Source organism: Neorhizobium sp. JUb45 (genome assembly GCF_004343585.1).
GTDB lineage: Bacteria > Pseudomonadota > Alphaproteobacteria > Rhizobiales > Rhizobiaceae > Neorhizobium.
Genome location: NZ_SLYW01000003.1, coordinates 482,417 through 497,387, shown reverse-complemented (window position 1 = coordinate 497,387; position 14,971 = coordinate 482,417). Strand labels below are relative to the sequence as shown.

Sequence of the window (14,971 nt, the reverse complement as noted above, 5' to 3'; positions counted from 1 at the left end):
AGAGTCTCCGCCCTTGGCGATCCGAGGGTTTCAAACCTCCGCGTTGCTATACCAATTGCGGGAGATTTGCAGGCTGAGCACCTATTCCATCACTGCCGGTGCCGAGACCGAGCGCCGGTGCACCACATGGCAGGCAAGCTCGATGCGGCGTGACAGAGCCGGCACACCGGAACAGAGATCGCGCAGCAGGTCGACCGCCGTCATGCCGATTTCGCGCATCGGGATATGCACCGTCGTCAGCGGCGGATTGAGGAAGGCGGCCTGCGGCAGGTCGTCCATGCCCATGACCGAAACATCCTCCGGCACGCTGTAACCGGCCTGTTGCACGGCCAGCATCGCGCCGGCCGCAAGGCTGTCGCCCGCGGCCAGGATGGCGGTGAAATCGAGGCCTTTTTTGGCGATGCGCTCCGCAATTGCCTGTGTCGCCAGTTCCGGCAGCCAGTCGTCGACGGTGACGGTCATATCCTGTGTGACGGCAATGCCGCGATGGCGCAGTGCATCCCAAAAACCTTCCTGACGGCGTTCGATCGTGCGGCGGCCGGGGCGCATGAGGAAAAGGATGCGGCGGTGGCCGAGATCGAGCAGGCGGTCGGTTGCCAGTTGCGCCGCCGAGCGGTTGCAGGGGGTGACGCTCGAGAGCCGCATATGCGGATCGTCGCCATTGATCAGCACAACCGGCTTGTCGAAGGCGCGGGTGGCGGCCAGCATGCGTTCGTCATCCACCGTCAGGAACAGCAGGCCCGTCACGTCGGGATCGCTGCCCGCCTCGTCCAGAACCGAACGTTCGTCGCTGGCATCGGCAATCGGCCGGGTGATGATGTCGAGGCCAAGGATCTGCGCCCGGTCTCGCGCGCCTTCCAGGACATGCAGGGTGAACTGGTTGCGCACGTAATCGATCATTGCGGCACTCGAGGCGGCGATGACAATCTTCTTTCCGGGAACGGGCGCCGGCATCGGGTAACTGGCGTCTTTTGCCGCCTCCAGAATGCGCTGGCGGATATCGTCGCGTACGCCCTTTTCGCCGGTCAATGCGCGCGATACCGTGCTCAGGGACACCCCGACTTTTTCGGCAATATCCTCGAGCCGGACACGCCGGCTTTTCCTGCCGCGCTTATTGGGAATTGCTGCGTCCGCCATCGACCATCTCCGGTAATCGTCACCAGACTGCAAAAAATTTTCAGATTGCGCAATTATAAATCCGGTGTTTACATCCATCCGCCGCTTGGGAGAAGCGGATTGGAGGACCACTTTCGAAAGAATGTGGAAGGAGGATGGAGCATGGGCCTTTCGGGCCGGCATATCCGTGAAAAACTCGATCTTCTCGTAGTCGGCATGACCGGTCTGCGTGATGACGGTCGGTTTCACGAACCCAATCTCGACGGCTCGGCCGGCGATTACATTTCCTTCGACAGCTGGGAATGGCCGCAGGGTGTCGGCCTTTATGGCCTGATCCGCCTGTGGCTGTTTACCGGTCGCGATGATCTGAAGACGTTGATCGAGAACTGGTATTCCGCGCGCATCGAGGCGGGCCTTCCAAAGCTCAACGTCAATACCACCGCTCCGATGCTGGGCCTTTCGGTTCTGTGGCGCGAAACCCGCGATCCGCGCTGGCAGCCGGTGCTGGATGAATGGGCGAACCGGGCCATCACCGAAATGGGCCGCACGCGGGAAGGGGCCTTTGCGCATCACGTCTCCGACAAGGTCAATGACGACGAGCTCTGGGACGACACGCTTTATATGGTGGCCCTGTTCCTGGCGTCTTACGGTCAGGCCAGCGGCCGCACCGAACTGGTCGATGAAGCGGTCAAACAGTTTCTCGTCCATACCCGTTATCTAGCCGACAGGAAGACCGGCCTTTGGTTTCACGGCTGGACCTTTCAGGGGCACCACAATTTTGCAGAGGCGCGCTGGGCGCGCGGCAATGCCTGGATCACTGCCGGCCTGCTCGACCTTTTCGATCTGGCCGACATCCCGGCAGCGGTGAAGGAGTTTTTGACCGGTGTTCTGGTGGCGCAGGTGGATACGCTTCTGACATCGCAAACCGCATCCGGCGCATGGCGCACGCTGCTGGACGATCCAACCGCCTACGAGGAAATTTCCGCCACGGCTGGTTTCGGGTATGGCCTGCTCAAAGGCCATCGACTGGGGCTTGGTACGCCGGAATGGCGGGCATCCGGTCTGAGGGCCGTCGAGGCGCTGCTTGCCAATATCGATGATACCGGCACCGTGCTGAACGTGTCCTACGGCACCCGCATGGGCCACGATCTGCAGTTCTACCGCGACATTCCGATCCAGCCGACCGGTTACGGTCAGGCGCTGGCGATCCTGTGCCTGTCCGAGGCGCTACGCCATGTCGAAGGAGAGGTTTCATGACGATGAAGGTTCTGTATGGCGCCGGCCCGGATGACATCAGAACGTTCGATACGGCGCGGCTGCGCAAGGAATTTCTGGTCGAGGACCTTTTTCAGCCGGGTGCGGTGGGTTTTACCTATACCCATGTCGACCGTCTGATCCTCGGCGGCGCGGTGCCGCTCGATGCGACGCTGACATTCGGCTCGGGCAAGGATATCGGCACGCCCTATCTTCTGTCCGCGCGCGAAATGGGTGTCGCCAATCTGGGCGGCAGCGGCACGATCACCGTGGATCGCCAAAAATTCGAGCTGGAAAACCGCGACATTCTGTATATCGGCCGGGGTGCGCAGGAGATTTCGCTCGCCAGCCATTCGGCGGAAAAGCCGGCGCGTTTCTACATGAATTCGGTTCCGGCCGGGGCCGATATCCCGCATCGGCTGATCAGCAAAGCGGAATCGAAACCGCTCGATCTTGGCGAAGCAAAACGCTCCAACAAGCGGAATTTGCGGATGTACATCCACCCGCAGGTGGCACCCTCCTGCCTGCTTCTGATGGGCATTACCGATCTGGCCGAAGGCAGCGTCTGGAACACCATGCCGCCGCATCTGCATGAGCGGCGCATGGAGGCCTACTGCTATTTCGATCTCGCGCCGGAAGAGCGTGTCATCCACCTGATGGGGCGGCCGGAAGAAACCCGGCATCTGCTGGTCAAGGATCTCGATGCGGTTCTGTCGCCGGCCTGGTCCATCCACATGGGCGCGGGCACGGATGGCTACGCCTTTGTCTGGGGCATGACCGGCGAAAACCAGGAATATAACGACGTGGCCCCGGTGGCCTTAAGCGAACTCAGATAAGGCGGCAGGCGAAGATGAACCCGGAGCAGAACTGGATGCGCAAGACATTGAAGCCGGGCGATGCCGTGCGCTACTGGCAGCTTGGCCGCATCGCCGAGGAACGTTTCGATGTGCCCGACGCGCCGATGAAGGGCGAGATGGATCCGTTCTTCTTCCTTACCAAGGTCAAGAACTTCATTCCGCACGAATATCCCTGCCGCACCATTTTTGCCGAGACCTGTCGCGGCAAAAGGCCGGATGTGCGCGGCGAATTCGAAGCCTCGCGCTGGTGGCTGCCTTTCGGTTCGCCCCGGCTCGATCTTTCCGGTTTCTGGTTCCGCCCGACGCGGCTGGCCACATGGACGCGCACCTATGTCGAGGCGGAGACGGCGGGTACGGCAAAGATCCGGCTCGGCACCTGCGGCGGCGCGGTTCTGTGGCTGAACGGTGCGGAAGTGGGCTGGATGGCGCCCTATAGCCGCAATCTCGAAGCCAAACAGGAGTTCGAACTGGAGCTGACCGCCGGCCTGAACGAGATCGTGCTGTTCTTCGATGATCTTGCCGAGCGTGATGCCCGTTATTTCTACCAGTTCGATTATCTCTCCGGCCCCGCCGCCAATGTCGCGCTGCCGGTTCCGGTGGCGGGTGCCGTGGCGGACAGTCTGGAAGAGGCGCTGGACGGCATGCACCTCGACCGCCAGCATTATTTCGGCGGCGATATCACCGTGCTGTTTGCCAAGGCCTTGCCGGTTGAGGCGAAGGTTAATGTCGCCATCGAAGGCGATTTCATGTCGCGCGAACGCTTCGATTATGATTTCGAGCTTCCGGCCGGTGTGGCCAGCCTTAATGTCGGGCCATCGGAAAAGGCGCCCGCGGATTTCCGCCATCTGCGCGTGACGCTGAATGCCGGTGGTTTTGTCGCCTCGCGGTCGGTCGGCGTGGAAATCTGCCATGCGGCGCGTCAGGGTGACGCCTCTTCTTCGCTGGCTGAGCGCATCACCGACACGCTGACCGAAGTGTCCGATTATTCCGAACGCGATACGGTGCGCGCCTTTGCCCGGCTGGCCAGCGGCCGTGGTGGCGCTGACACCGATGCGATGATCGAGGAAATCCTGCCGTCGATCGAGGATTGCCACGACTGCGCCGATTTCTCGCTCGTTCCGCTGATCTGGTCACGCACGACTTGGGGCGGGGACATCAACGAGAAGACGCGGGCTCGCATCGATGCCGCCATCCTCAACTATCGGTACTGGATGGATGAGCCGGGCAATGATGTGCAGTGGTATTTTTCGGAAAACCACGCGCTGCTGTTCCACACCTCGGCTTATCTCGCCGGCCATCTTCTCCCCGAAGCCACGTTCGTGCGTTCCGGCCGCAAGGGTTCGGAACAGGCGAAGGTCGGTGCGGACCGGGTGCGGGCATGGCTCGACCATTTCGAACACTGGGAAATGGCGGAGTTCAATTCGGCACCCTATTTCCCGATCGATCTGAAGGGCCTGACGGCGCTGGCGGCACTGTCTCCGGACAAGGATATCGCCGAGCGCGCCAAAACCGGGATCGTGCGGCTTGCGGAAATCATCGCCCGTTCGGCGCATCACGGCATGGTGACGGCGGCGCAGGGGCGTTCTTACGAACATACGCTGTGCGCCGGTCGTTCGCTGGAGCTTTCGGCGGTTTCCCGCCTGCTGTGGGGCAAGGGCTTTTACGGTCGTCGCGTGCATTGCCTGCCGCAGATGGCTGTCTGCCTGCGCGACCATGGCCTGGTCATCCCGCAAGAGTTTGCTGCAATCGCCGATCATCAGGGCGATCAGCATCAGGAATGGCGGTTTGCGCAGGGCGAAAACGCGTTCGCTGCGCTCTATCACTACAAGGGCAAAAACTTCGCCATGGGCTCGACGGTGCATTACCGCTGGGACGAATGGGGTTATCAGGAAACCGTTCTTCACCTGCGCATCGGGCAAAAGCCGGAGGCGGCGATCTGGATCAACCATCCGGGCGAGACGATCCAGTTCGGTTACGGGCGTCCATCCTATTGGGGCGGTTGCGGCACCATTCCGCGCGTGCAGCAATATCGCGGCCTCGCGGTCCTTGAGTTCACCACCTATGAGGAACAGCCGGACTTTACCCATGCCTGGTTCCCGAAGGCCGAGTTCGATGAAAGCCGGGTTTCGGGAAGTCTGGCACTTGCCCGTTCGGGTGAGGGGGCTGTGCTTTTGCGCGCAGGTTCCGATCTTCACGCAACAGAAGATGGCCCTTCGGCCGGGGCCGAATTGCGGCAATACGGCCAGAAGACCCGCTGGATCGTGCGTGTCTGCGAGGCCGGTGATCTGACTTCGTTGGAAAGCCGCTTTGGTGATCTGGCCGCCGAACACGGGCCGGATGGCATCATCATTGTCGAGGACCCGGAATATGGTAGCGTTCGCTTCCGGGCCGATGGGTCCGTGGAGGCTGAAGGCCGCGTGATAACGCGGACGGATTACAGCGTGAGGGGCGAAGCAATCTTGCTTGGCGTCTAGTCGTCACCGGACGGGTTGGGAGGCCTTGTCCACAAAGGGAGGAAAATGCGCATGAAGACCAAATCGCTTGTGGCGGGCCTTGCGCTCGCGCTTCTCACCTCGACGGCGGCCCATGCCGGCGATGTGCGGATCATGTGGTATTCCGATGGCGTCGAAGGCGAGGTGATGAAAGACCTTGTCGGGCGTTTCATGAAGGAAACCCCCGGCATCAACGTCATTCTCGACAATGTCGCCTATAGCGTCATCAAGGAACAGCTGCCGGTGCAGCTGGAAGCCGGCAACGGCCCCGATATCGCCCGCGTCACCGCCATCAAGGAACTGTCGAAGCACTGGCTGGACCTGCGCCCGCTGGTGAAGGACGCCAAATACTGGGACGACAATTTTGGTCTGCAGGCAGACTGGATGCGGCCTGACGGTTCCAAGCAGATTTCCGGCTTCATGACGCAGATCACCCTGACCGGCGGTTATGCCAACAAGACCCTGTTCGATCAGGCCGGCGTGCCGATCCCCGGTCCGAAGGCGACATGGGAAGACTGGGCAGCCGCCTCGAAGAAGGTGCAGGAAAGCCAGCTGGTGCCGTTCGCCATGGCGATCGACCGTTCCGGCCACCGCATCACCGCGCCGCTTCTCTCTTATGGCGCCAATTATATCGGCGCCGACGGCAAGCCGGCGCCGCTCGACAAGGGTGCCAAGGATTATCTCACCAAATTTGTCGGCTGGGCCGAAGACGGCACCGTCAGCAAGGATGTCTGGGTGTCGGCGGCCGGCAGCACCTATCGTGCCGCGGCCGATGATTTCATCAACGGCCAGCTCGCCTTCTATTATTCCGGTTCCTGGCAGGTGGCGAACCTTGCCACCAAGATTGGCAACAATTTTGACTGGGTCGCGGTTGGCAGCCCCTGCGGCCCGGCCGCCTGCACCGGCATGCCGGGTGGCGCGGCGCTTGTCGCGGTGAAATACACCAAGAACCCGAAGGACGTTGCCACCGTCATGGACTGGTTCGCGCAGGAAAAGATCGTCAAGGAATTTTCCGAACGCACGCTGTTCCTGCCCGGCCACAAGGGCGTGGTCGACAAGGGCGGCCTCGATTTCAAGTCGGACAATGCACAGGCCAAGACTGCGCTCAATGTGTTCGTGGATGCCACCAAGACGACATCCGAAGCCGCGCTGAAACTGCCGGGCTGGCGCTGGTCGGACACCGTTTATGCGGCGATCGTGACGCGTATCGGCCAGACGCTGGCCGGTGAATTGAAGATCGATGATGCGTTTGCGCGGATCGATGCGGATATTGCCCAGAAGGTGAAGGACGCGGGCAAGTAATTTGTGTTGAAGTTGAGGCGCTGCGCCCAGCCGATCTTTCCGCGGGCTGAGGGCCTTTGCAGATGGAGGTGAGGCGGTGCCTCTTGCTCCCTTCGATCTCCCCCCTTGAGGGGGAGATGTCACGAGAGTGACAGAGGGGGGTAAACAACGGTGCGGCAGATGGATTGAAAGCGGCATTTGTGCCGGAAACACCCCCCTCTGTCCTGCCGGACATCTCCCCCTCAAGGGGGGAGATCGGCTGGGCGCACTGTTCCGGCTTCATATGCCCTCCCGTCTTGGAGATGGCGAAACGATAAAATTCGACGGCAATGGAGGAGAAGACACGAGACCATGACCACACCATCTCTCTCCAGCCTCCTGATGGCGCCCGTCAACGCTGTCATGCGCATCATCGACGTGCCGCTGCGCCGCCTGCAAAAGGCCACCGGCATCGGCGGCATGGCGACCTTCTTCCTCGCGCCGAACATGCTGATCTTCGGCATCTTCGTGCTGCTGCCGCTCGTCATCAACTTCGTCTACTCGATGACCGGCGGCACCGCCTTTTTCCTGTCCGAGCGCGATTTCATCGGCGGCGAACAATATTCCCGGCTGTTTCAATGCCAGAACTATCTCGATCCGATGTCCTGCCAGGAAGATGCCTTCTGGACCGCCGTCGGCAACACGTTCTGGTTCGTGGTGCTGCAGGTCTCGCTGATGATCCTGACGGCGCTGATCACGGCGCTGATCCTCAATCGTGAACTGGCTGCGCGTTCCTTCTGGCGTGCCGTGTTCTTCTTTCCTGTGCTGCTGTCACCGGTCGTTGTCGGCCTGATCTGGAAATGGATCCTGCAACGGCAGGGCCTCTTGAATTTCGGCCTCTACCAGTTCGGCATGGACCCCTATACGTGGCTGACCGACCGCAACTGGACCTTTGCCGCCACGATCGGGGTGTCGCTCTGGGCGCATATGGGCTTTTACGCGCTGATCATTCTGGCCGGGCTTCAGGCGATCCCGAAAGATCTTTACGAGGCGGCCGAGATGGATGGCACCAAGCCGGCGCGCGTCTTCTGGCGCATCACCCTGCCGCTTCTGGCACCGAACCTTCTGGTCGTCGTGGTGCTGGCGCTGATCAAGTCCGTGCAGGTGTTCGACGAGATCTACGTGCTGACCGGCGGCGGGCCGGGCACCAGCACGCTGTTCCTGACGCAATATATCTATGAAACCGGCTTTGCTTCCGCATTGCGCAATCCGGGTCTGGCGGCTGCCGCCTCGATCCTGATGGGTGGCGTACTGGTCGTGCTGACGCTGATCCAGCTCGGCATCGGCAAACGCGGTGAAAACAAGGGGAAACGCTGATGGGTAAGGTTGCGCGTTTCATCCTGCGCCGAAAAGGCGGCAAGGGCTGGCACTGGACCGATATCTTTACCTGGGTCTGGCTGGTCGGCGGGTTGATCATCATGTTCGGCCCGGCCGTCTGGCTGGTGTTTTCCTCGCTGAAGACCCCGGCGGCGCTGGCGGAATTCCCGCCATCGATCCTGCCCTATGTCACCAGTCAGGCGACCGTCGAAGGCTATGACAAGCCGCTGATGCTGTACGACGCCAAAATGCCGGACGGTTCGACGCGGGTTCTCGCCGAAGTCCGCCGTATCGGGCTGGTGGCGCAGATGGTCGATCCCAAGGCGCCGGCCGAGATCGTCAAGGTCAATATCAACGACCGCACCCCAGTGCGCACCATGTCGTTTGCCACGGAGAACTATACCGAACCCTTCGTGCATTTCGATTTCCTGCGCTATCTCTGGAACTCGGTTTTCGTGACGGTGGTGGCAACGGTGATCACGTTGGTGGTCAATTCCATGGCGGCATTCGCGCTGTCGAAATACGAGTTCAAGGGGCGTTCGCTTGCCATGCTCGTCATCCTCGCAACACTGATGGTGCCGCTCTCGGTGATCATGGTACCGCTTTATTCGATCATCTCGACGCTCGGCCTGTTCAACAGTCTCTGGGGTGTGATCCTGCCGACGGTGGCGACGCCGACCGGTGTCTTCATCCTGCGGCAATACATGCTGACCATTCCCGACGAGCTTATCGACGCGGCGCGCATGGACAAGGCGTCGGAATGGCAGATCTACTGGCGTATCGTGCTGCCTTTGACGGCCCCGGCGCTGGCGGTGCTGGCGATCTTTTCGGTCGTCTGGCGCTGGAACGATTTTCTGTGGCCGCTGATCGTGCTGTCGCGGCGTGAGCTTTACACGTTGCAGGTGGGGCTGAGCATCTATTCCGGCGAACTCAATGTGCAGTGGCACTTCATTCTGGCGATGACCGTCGTCACCATGATCCCGGTCGTGCTGGTCTTCATCTTCCTGCAGCGTTTCATCACCACCGGCATTGCCGGCACCGGCTTGAAATAGGACTTATCCGATGGGCGAAATCAAACTCACCGACGTCAAGAAATCCTTTGGCGCACTCGCGGTCCTGAAAGATATCGACCTGCATATCAAGGATGGCGAGTTCGTCGTTTTCGTTGGCCCGTCCGGCTGCGGAAAGTCGACGCTTCTGCGCACCATTGCCGGGCTGGAAAAGGTCTCCGGTGGCGAAATCGCCATCGACGGCAAGCGCGTCAACGAGGTAACGGCTGCCGATCGCGGGCTTGCCATGGTGTTCCAGTCCTATGCGCTCTACCCGCATATGAGCGTGCGTCAAAACCTCGCTTTCGGGCTGGAAAACTCCAACATGCCGAAGGCCGAGATTACTGAGCGCATCAACGAAGCGGCGCGCATGCTGGAGATCGAGGCCTATATGGACCGACGTCCCGGCCAGCTTTCCGGCGGCCAGAGGCAACGTGTCGCCATCGGCCGCGCCATCGTTCGGCGTCCGACGGCATTTTTGCTGGACGAGCCGTTGTCCAACCTCGATGCCGAATTGCGTGTTTCGACCCGTGCGGAACTGGCGGCACTGCATGCGCGGCTGGGCTCGACCATGATCTATGTGACCCACGATCAGGTCGAGGCGATGACGCTTGCGCATCGTATCGTCGTCATGCGAGCCGGCAAGATCGAGCAGGTCGGTACGCCGCTGGAGCTTTATAACGAGCCGGCCAACCGGTTTGTCGCCGGTTTCATCGGCGCGCCGCATATGAATTTCCTTGGAGCCGATGTGCTTGCGGTCTCTGCCGGTGCAGCCACGCTCTCATTTTCCCGCGGGTATCGCGCCGACTTGCAGATCGGGAAGGCAAAACTTCATGTCGGCGAAAAGGTGACGGTGGGCGTGCGGCCGCAGCATCTGGTGGTCAGCGATGACCCGCAGCATCCGGCCGTGAAAATCTATCTGGTGGAGGCGCTCGGCTCGGAAACCGTCGTGCATGGCGATCTCGGTGGCGAAAAAGTGCTGGCGGTGCTGCCGGGCCAGCAGAAGTTGAATGCGGGCGATACGGTACATTTCGATCTGTCGAAACCGGTCCTGCACGTTTTCGATGACAACGGCCTGCGCCTGTTCACCCATCCGGGAAGCGGTGCGTAAATCCTATCGGCGTTCGCCCGTGCCTAGCGGTGTGGCGGGCGTCTCTTTCGGCACACGACCATATTCGTGTGGAAGCGAGCAGGTTTTCAGCTGCGGCAGAACTTTTCTGCCAAAATGCTCGGCCTCGTCCAGATGCGGGTAACCGGAAAAGATGAAGGCGCGGATGCCCATCTTTCGGTAGGTCTCGATTTCGGAAAGCACCTGATCCGTGGAGCCGACGATGGCGGCGCCGCAGCCTGAACGGGCACGGCCGATGCCCGTCCAAAGGTGGCGTTCGACATAACCGAACTGGTCGGCCAGTTCGCGGGCGCGCGCCTGATGCGATACGCCGAGCGAGATGCTGTCATGCGCCCGTTCGCGGATCAGTTTGCCGTATTCGTCATCGAGTTTGGAAACGAGGTGTTCGGCATATTCGCGTGCTTCCTGTTCGGTATCGCGCACGATCATGTGCACTCGCAGGCCGTAATCCAGCACGCGGCCATGCGCCTGCGCGCGGGCATGCACGGCGCGCATGCGTTCTGCCAGTTGTTCCTTCGGCTCCGGCCACATCAGGTAGACGTCGCATTGCGCTCCGCAGAGCTCCTGTGCATCCGGCGAGTATCCGCCGAAATAGAGAAGCGGCCCGCCATTCTGCTGGTAGGGGCGGGCGGGTTCGGTGGAAATGCCCTTGAACTGGTAGATTTCACCATCGTGGTCGATCGTCTCGCGCGTCCAGGCCTGTCGCAGGATCTCAACAACTTCATGGCTGCGGCGATAACGATAGGCGCTGTCAGCCACTTCGCCCGGAAAATCCGAACTGATGACGTTGAGCGTCAGGCGGCCCTTCAGCATGTGGTCGAGTGTCGCCACGGTGCGGGCCAGCATGATCGGCTGCATCTCGCCGCAACGGATGGCGGCCAACATATTGATGCGCTCGGTGATCGGCGCGCAGGCGGCCACGAAACTCAGCGTGTCCTGCCCGACCTGATAGGAGGAGGGGCAGAGGATGTTGCGAAAACCCAGCGTCTCGGCCTTTTTCACGATTTGCGAGCAATGTTCGAAGCTGGAGCGCAAAGCGCCGTCCGGCACGCCGAGAAAGGCGTAATCGTCCGAACACAGCGCGGAAAACCACGAGATTTCCGAAGCATCGAGATCGGCGGATCGAACGGGCACTACGGTCATCGGAATTCTCCTCCCCGAGACGATTGCCTGTTGCGTAACATTGCGATTGATGTAAATCAATAGTGTATCAATTTGACTGTGCACGCATCGGAGGGGGCATGCAGCAGACATCCGGCAGCCTGCCGATCTATCTGCAGATTACCGAGCTTCTGATCCGCGACATCGCCAGCGGCCGGCTTATCGACGGCGAAAAGCTGCCGCCGGAACGGGAAATGTCGGAAAAGCTCGGCATTGCCACCGGCACCTTGCGCAAGGCGCTTTCGGAACTGCAGTCGCGCGGCATGCTGGAGCGGATGCAGGGGTCGGGCAATTACGTGCGCGCCATTAGTGATCCGCAAAGTGTCTACGCGATGTTCCGGCTGGAACTGCTGGAAGGCGGAGGTCTGCCGACGGCGGACATTTTGGATGTGCAACGTCTGCCCAAACCGGCCGACCTTCCGGATTTCGGTGCGTCGAAAGAGGCGCACCGCATCCGTCGCATCCGCAAACTGTCCGGCAAGGTGGCGGCGCTGGAGGAAATCTGGCTCGATGGCAGTTATGTCGACGTGATCGCGCCGGCGGACCTGTCTGAATCGCTTTACCTCTATTACCGCACGCGGCTCGGTCTGTGGATCGCGCGGGCAGAGGATAGGATCGGTCTTGATACGGTGCCGGATTGGGCACCGGAAAATTTTGGCCGCCGGACGGGAGAGCCGGCGGTGCAGGTGTTTCGCATCAGCGAAGCGCAGGATGGAAAACGGGCGGAGGTTTCGCGCACATGGATCGACCATTCGGTCGCCCGGTACGTGTCGCGGCTGAAATAGGGACGGAGGAGATATGGCAGTGCATTACGGCGTGATCGGCTGCGGCATGATGGGGCAGGAACATTTGCGCAATCTGGCGCTGCTGCCGGATGCCGAAGTGGTGGCGATTTTCGAGCCGGATGCGGCGATGAGGGCGCGCGCGGCCGAGCTTTCTCCGAATGCGCGTTTGGTCGGGTCGGTGGCGGAGCTTCTGGCTGTCGAGGCGATGGATTGCCTGCTGATCGCCAGCCCCAACCATTTTCATCTCGGTCAACTGGAGGAAATCGCGGCGATCCGGCCGCTGCCGGTTCTTGTCGAAAAACCGCTGTTTACAGGCGCCAGCGACATTGCCCGTATCGAGACCTTGCGTGAAAAATATCCGGCGCCGATCTGGGTGGCGATGGAATATCGCTACATGCCGCCGGTGGCGAGACTGATTGCCGAGGCTGAAGCCGCGACCGGCGGCATCCGCATGCTGACCATCCGCGAGCACCGTTTTCCCTTCCTGAAGAAGGTGGGCGACTGGAACCGTTTCAATGACCGGACCGGCGGCACGATGGTCGAAAAATGCTGCCATTTTTTCGATCTGATGCGGCTGATCCTGAAATCCGATCCGGTGCGCATCATGGCGTCCGGCGGGCAGGCGGTGAACCATGCCGATGAGCGATATGACGGTTTGCAGCCGGATATCTGGGACCATGGCTACGCGATCGTCGATTTTGCCTCAGGTGCCCGCGCCATGCTGGAACTGTGCATGTTCGCCGAAGGATCGCGCTATCAGGAGGAGATTTCCGCCGTCGGCCCGCTCGGCAAGATCGAATGCAAGGTGCCGGGGCCGGGCCGTTTCTGGCCGGAGCATCTCGGTAACCCGCCGGTCGCCAAGGTGATCGTGTCACCGCGCGAGCCGCAGGGGCCACGCGCGATCGACATTGTGGTCGATCCGGCGCTTCTCGATGCCGGCGATCATAACGGCTCCACCTTTTACCAGCACCAGCGTTTCATGCGGGCGGCGCAGGGGGCGGGGCCGGTGGACGTGTCTCTGGATGATGGTCGGTGGGCGGTGATGATGGGGCTGGCCGCCCAGCAATCTTCGCTTACGGGGCAGGCCATAACATTTCCGGCAGGTACAAGGCAGGCGACGGCGCTCGCCTGATCAGGACTTTGTCGAACGGCTATCCCGATCGTCAGAAGAATTTTCGGTTCAGTTCGGCAGTGATCATCGGCACAGCGACGGCTGCTGCGGCCGGAAGTCTCAGGGCCTGCATGATCTTGCCGAGTGCGAATGTCACACCAACGGTTGCGGCGATCTGCAGCCATGGTTGAAGATTGTCTCGTGAAGACACTGCCGGCGTGGTTGTCGGCGCATGCTGCGCCTCCAGCCGCCGCTTGAGTTCGGCAACCTCCTGACGCAGAGCGCGGATTTCATCCAGAGGGTTGGATGCAGGCGCCTTTTTCAGAACTGGGCTTCGTTTGCGGGGCGCTGCGGTTTTGGCTTTGAGCGGCTGGGTAGCCTCTCTGGTTTCCTGTGGTTTCTTCATCCTGTCCTCTTCAAAACTGTTTGCCGGAAGGCTTCTATTTGCGGCGCTCAGCCGGAACCCGGAGTGGTGCTGTCGTCATCGTTGTCGGGCAGAGAGCCGGTGCCGGGTGTCTTGCTCTTGTCGGTCAGGTGGGCCTTGGCATGCGGACCTGCCGGCGGAGTGTCGCTTTCCGGTGCCTTGGCCGGCTTACGTTCGGTCTCTTCGATGGCCTCGCGGGCGCGGTCGTCCTTGCTCATGGCGTTTCTCCTCCATATGCGGCTTGCTGACGACACGGTTGTCATCGGCAGGCGGCAAAAGGCTTCACTTGTTATTGAACGCCGTCCATGCAACCGGGTTCCCTTGCCATCGCTTCATCCTCGAGATGCCGGATCAGCTTCCCGAGATTGTCAGGCTCGGTGACCATCTCGATCGGTCGACATCCCATCGCGTCGTTCTGCTCATGAAGCCATTTGCGTGCCGTGATCTCGTCTCCGGCATGTTTCAGTGTACGGAAAAGCCGGATCAGCAGAAGTGCACGCTCGAAGGGCGGTGTGCCCTTGCGCAACAGGTCCTCCAGCCGCGTCATTTCAACGATGCGTGTTTCGCTGACGCCGATCGTGGTTGCGAATGTGGCAGTGTCCAGACCGAGCCGATCCGCTGCAATGACGGCGGCTTTGGTCATGATCTGCGCTTCGGAAATGACGGGCGGCGTGCCCTTGCGAACGTTCAAACTGCGTCTCCCTGCCCAGGCCTTGAATGGCGCAAATCCATGCCGGTTTCAATCGCCTCGCAACATTAGCGCAAACGCACAAAAGCCGTTGACTTCGCGGCCAATCGGGCGCATGGCAGCGGCATGACGGCGCCCGACCGGACGCCGTTCTTTCAAAGGACAACCGAGATGAACCCCGACAGTCGAAGTTCGACGTCACCATACCGACCCGTTTCTCTGGTTCCCTGATCCTGTCCGGATCATGGCTCCCGGGGAACCGATGGTC

Annotated in this window: 14 protein-coding genes; 9 read left to right on the top strand and 5 right to left on the bottom strand. The window is 61.0% G+C overall.

Annotated features, from left to right (window positions below; all coding sequences use genetic code 11):
* Positions 1 to 81 precede the first annotated feature (81 nt).
* A complete protein-coding gene (locus EDF70_RS14870) occupies positions 82 to 1,137 on the bottom strand; it encodes a LacI family DNA-binding transcriptional regulator (RefSeq protein ID WP_132274812.1) in 1,056 nt (351 codons plus the stop codon).
* Between the two features lie 141 nt (positions 1,138 to 1,278).
* On the opposite strand from EDF70_RS14870, the gene EDF70_RS14865 reads away from it, so the two are divergent.
* The 7 genes from EDF70_RS14865 (at position 1,279) to ugpC (ending at position 10,516) form a co-directional block, all read left to right on the top strand.
* Positions 1,279 to 2,373: a glycoside hydrolase family 88 protein gene (locus tag EDF70_RS14865; RefSeq protein ID WP_132274810.1), complete on the top strand. Its 1,095-nt coding sequence runs from the start codon at positions 1,279 to 1,281 to the stop codon at positions 2,371 to 2,373.
* Positions 2,370 to 3,206, top strand: coding sequence for a 5-dehydro-4-deoxy-D-glucuronate isomerase (gene kduI, locus EDF70_RS14860; RefSeq protein WP_132274808.1), 837 nt, complete (start codon positions 2,370 to 2,372; stop codon positions 3,204 to 3,206). The genes EDF70_RS14865 and kduI overlap by 4 nt, the downstream gene beginning before the upstream one ends.
* A gap of 14 nt (positions 3,207 to 3,220) precedes the next feature.
* Positions 3,221 to 5,701 (top strand): hypothetical protein, encoded by a 2,481-nt coding sequence (locus EDF70_RS14855; RefSeq protein ID WP_132274805.1) that lies wholly within the window; start codon positions 3,221 to 3,223, stop codon positions 5,699 to 5,701.
* Positions 5,702 to 5,752: 51 nt separating this feature from the next.
* Positions 5,753 to 7,021 carry an ABC transporter substrate-binding protein gene (locus tag EDF70_RS14850; RefSeq protein WP_132274803.1) on the top strand — a complete coding sequence of 423 codons (1,269 nt, stop codon included), beginning with the start codon at positions 5,753 to 5,755 and terminating at the stop codon, positions 7,019 to 7,021.
* Between the two features lie 330 nt (positions 7,022 to 7,351).
* A complete protein-coding gene (locus EDF70_RS14840) occupies positions 7,352 to 8,356 on the top strand; it encodes a sugar ABC transporter permease (RefSeq protein WP_132274797.1) in 1,005 nt (334 codons plus the stop codon).
* Positions 8,356 to 9,408, top strand: a complete 1,053-nt coding sequence (locus tag EDF70_RS14835; RefSeq protein ID WP_132274795.1) for a carbohydrate ABC transporter permease — start codon at positions 8,356 to 8,358, stop codon at positions 9,406 to 9,408. Before EDF70_RS14840 ends, EDF70_RS14835 begins: the two co-directional genes overlap by 1 nt.
* 10 nt (positions 9,409 to 9,418) lie before the next feature.
* The gene (ugpC, locus tag EDF70_RS14830; RefSeq protein WP_132274792.1) at positions 9,419 to 10,516 is read left to right on the top strand and encodes a sn-glycerol-3-phosphate ABC transporter ATP-binding protein UgpC; all 1,098 of its coding nucleotides are present in this window, start codon (positions 9,419 to 9,421) and stop codon (positions 10,514 to 10,516) included.
* Between the two features lie 3 nt (positions 10,517 to 10,519).
* Here the strand turns inward: ugpC and EDF70_RS14825 are convergent, their stop codons facing one another.
* Complete coding sequence (locus EDF70_RS14825) at positions 10,520 to 11,677, bottom strand: LLM class flavin-dependent oxidoreductase (RefSeq protein WP_132274789.1); 1,158 nt, start codon at positions 11,675 to 11,677, stop codon at positions 10,520 to 10,522.
* A 98-nt stretch (positions 11,678 to 11,775) separates the two neighbouring features.
* Between EDF70_RS14825 and EDF70_RS14820 the strand changes: the two genes are divergently transcribed.
* Together EDF70_RS14820 and EDF70_RS14815 are read left to right on the top strand one after the other, a co-directional pair.
* The gene (locus EDF70_RS14820; protein ID WP_132274787.1) at positions 11,776 to 12,480 is read left to right on the top strand and encodes a GntR family transcriptional regulator; all 705 of its coding nucleotides are present in this window, start codon (positions 11,776 to 11,778) and stop codon (positions 12,478 to 12,480) included.
* Positions 12,481 to 12,493: 13 nt separating this feature from the next.
* Positions 12,494 to 13,612: a Gfo/Idh/MocA family oxidoreductase gene (locus EDF70_RS14815; RefSeq protein WP_132274784.1), complete on the top strand. Its 1,119-nt coding sequence runs from the start codon at positions 12,494 to 12,496 to the stop codon at positions 13,610 to 13,612.
* A 31-nt stretch (positions 13,613 to 13,643) separates the two neighbouring features.
* Here the strand turns inward: EDF70_RS14815 and EDF70_RS14810 are convergent, their stop codons facing one another.
* The 3 genes from EDF70_RS14810 to EDF70_RS14800 all read right to left on the bottom strand — a co-directional run bounded on the left by EDF70_RS14810 (position 13,644) and on the right by EDF70_RS14800 (position 14,706).
* A complete protein-coding gene (locus tag EDF70_RS14810; RefSeq protein WP_132274782.1) occupies positions 13,644 to 13,997 on the bottom strand; it encodes a hypothetical protein in 354 nt (117 codons plus the stop codon).
* A 47-nt stretch (positions 13,998 to 14,044) separates the two neighbouring features.
* Entirely contained in the window at positions 14,045 to 14,233 is a 189-nt protein-coding gene (locus EDF70_RS14805; protein ID WP_132274779.1) for a hypothetical protein, read from the bottom strand.
* Between the two features lie 71 nt (positions 14,234 to 14,304).
* Positions 14,305 to 14,706 (bottom strand): transcriptional regulator, XRE family protein, encoded by a 402-nt coding sequence (locus EDF70_RS14800; protein ID WP_207908257.1) that lies wholly within the window; start codon positions 14,704 to 14,706, stop codon positions 14,305 to 14,307.
* Positions 14,707 to 14,971 lie beyond the last annotated feature (265 nt).

Bases quoted from the DNA above. Each gene is read 5' to 3' on its own strand.
- EDF70_RS14835 (WP_132274795.1), top strand. From the start codon at position 8,356: ATGGGTAAGGTTGCGCGTTTCATCCTGCGCCGAAAAGGCGGCAAGGGC.
- EDF70_RS14870 (WP_132274812.1), bottom strand. From the start codon at position 1,137: ATGGCGGACGCAGCAATTCCCAATAAGCGCGGCAGGAAAAGCCGGCGT.
- EDF70_RS14820 (WP_132274787.1), top strand. From the start codon at position 11,776: ATGCAGCAGACATCCGGCAGCCTGCCGATCTATCTGCAGATTACCGAG.
- EDF70_RS14810 (WP_132274782.1), bottom strand. From the start codon at position 13,997: ATGAAGAAACCACAGGAAACCAGAGAGGCTACCCAGCCGCTCAAAGCC.
- EDF70_RS14850 (WP_132274803.1), top strand. From the start codon at position 5,753: ATGAAGACCAAATCGCTTGTGGCGGGCCTTGCGCTCGCGCTTCTCACC.
- EDF70_RS14840 (WP_132274797.1), top strand. From the start codon at position 7,352: ATGACCACACCATCTCTCTCCAGCCTCCTGATGGCGCCCGTCAACGCT.
- EDF70_RS14805 (WP_132274779.1), bottom strand. From the start codon at position 14,233: ATGAGCAAGGACGACCGCGCCCGCGAGGCCATCGAAGAGACCGAACGT.
- EDF70_RS14865 (WP_132274810.1), top strand. From the start codon at position 1,279: ATGGGCCTTTCGGGCCGGCATATCCGTGAAAAACTCGATCTTCTCGTA.
- EDF70_RS14825 (WP_132274789.1), bottom strand. From the start codon at position 11,677: ATGACCGTAGTGCCCGTTCGATCCGCCGATCTCGATGCTTCGGAAATC.
- EDF70_RS14855 (WP_132274805.1), top strand. From the start codon at position 3,221: ATGAACCCGGAGCAGAACTGGATGCGCAAGACATTGAAGCCGGGCGAT.
- kduI (WP_132274808.1), top strand. From the start codon at position 2,370: ATGACGATGAAGGTTCTGTATGGCGCCGGCCCGGATGACATCAGAACG.
- EDF70_RS14815 (WP_132274784.1), top strand. From the start codon at position 12,494: ATGGCAGTGCATTACGGCGTGATCGGCTGCGGCATGATGGGGCAGGAA.
- ugpC (WP_132274792.1), top strand. From the start codon at position 9,419: ATGGGCGAAATCAAACTCACCGACGTCAAGAAATCCTTTGGCGCACTC.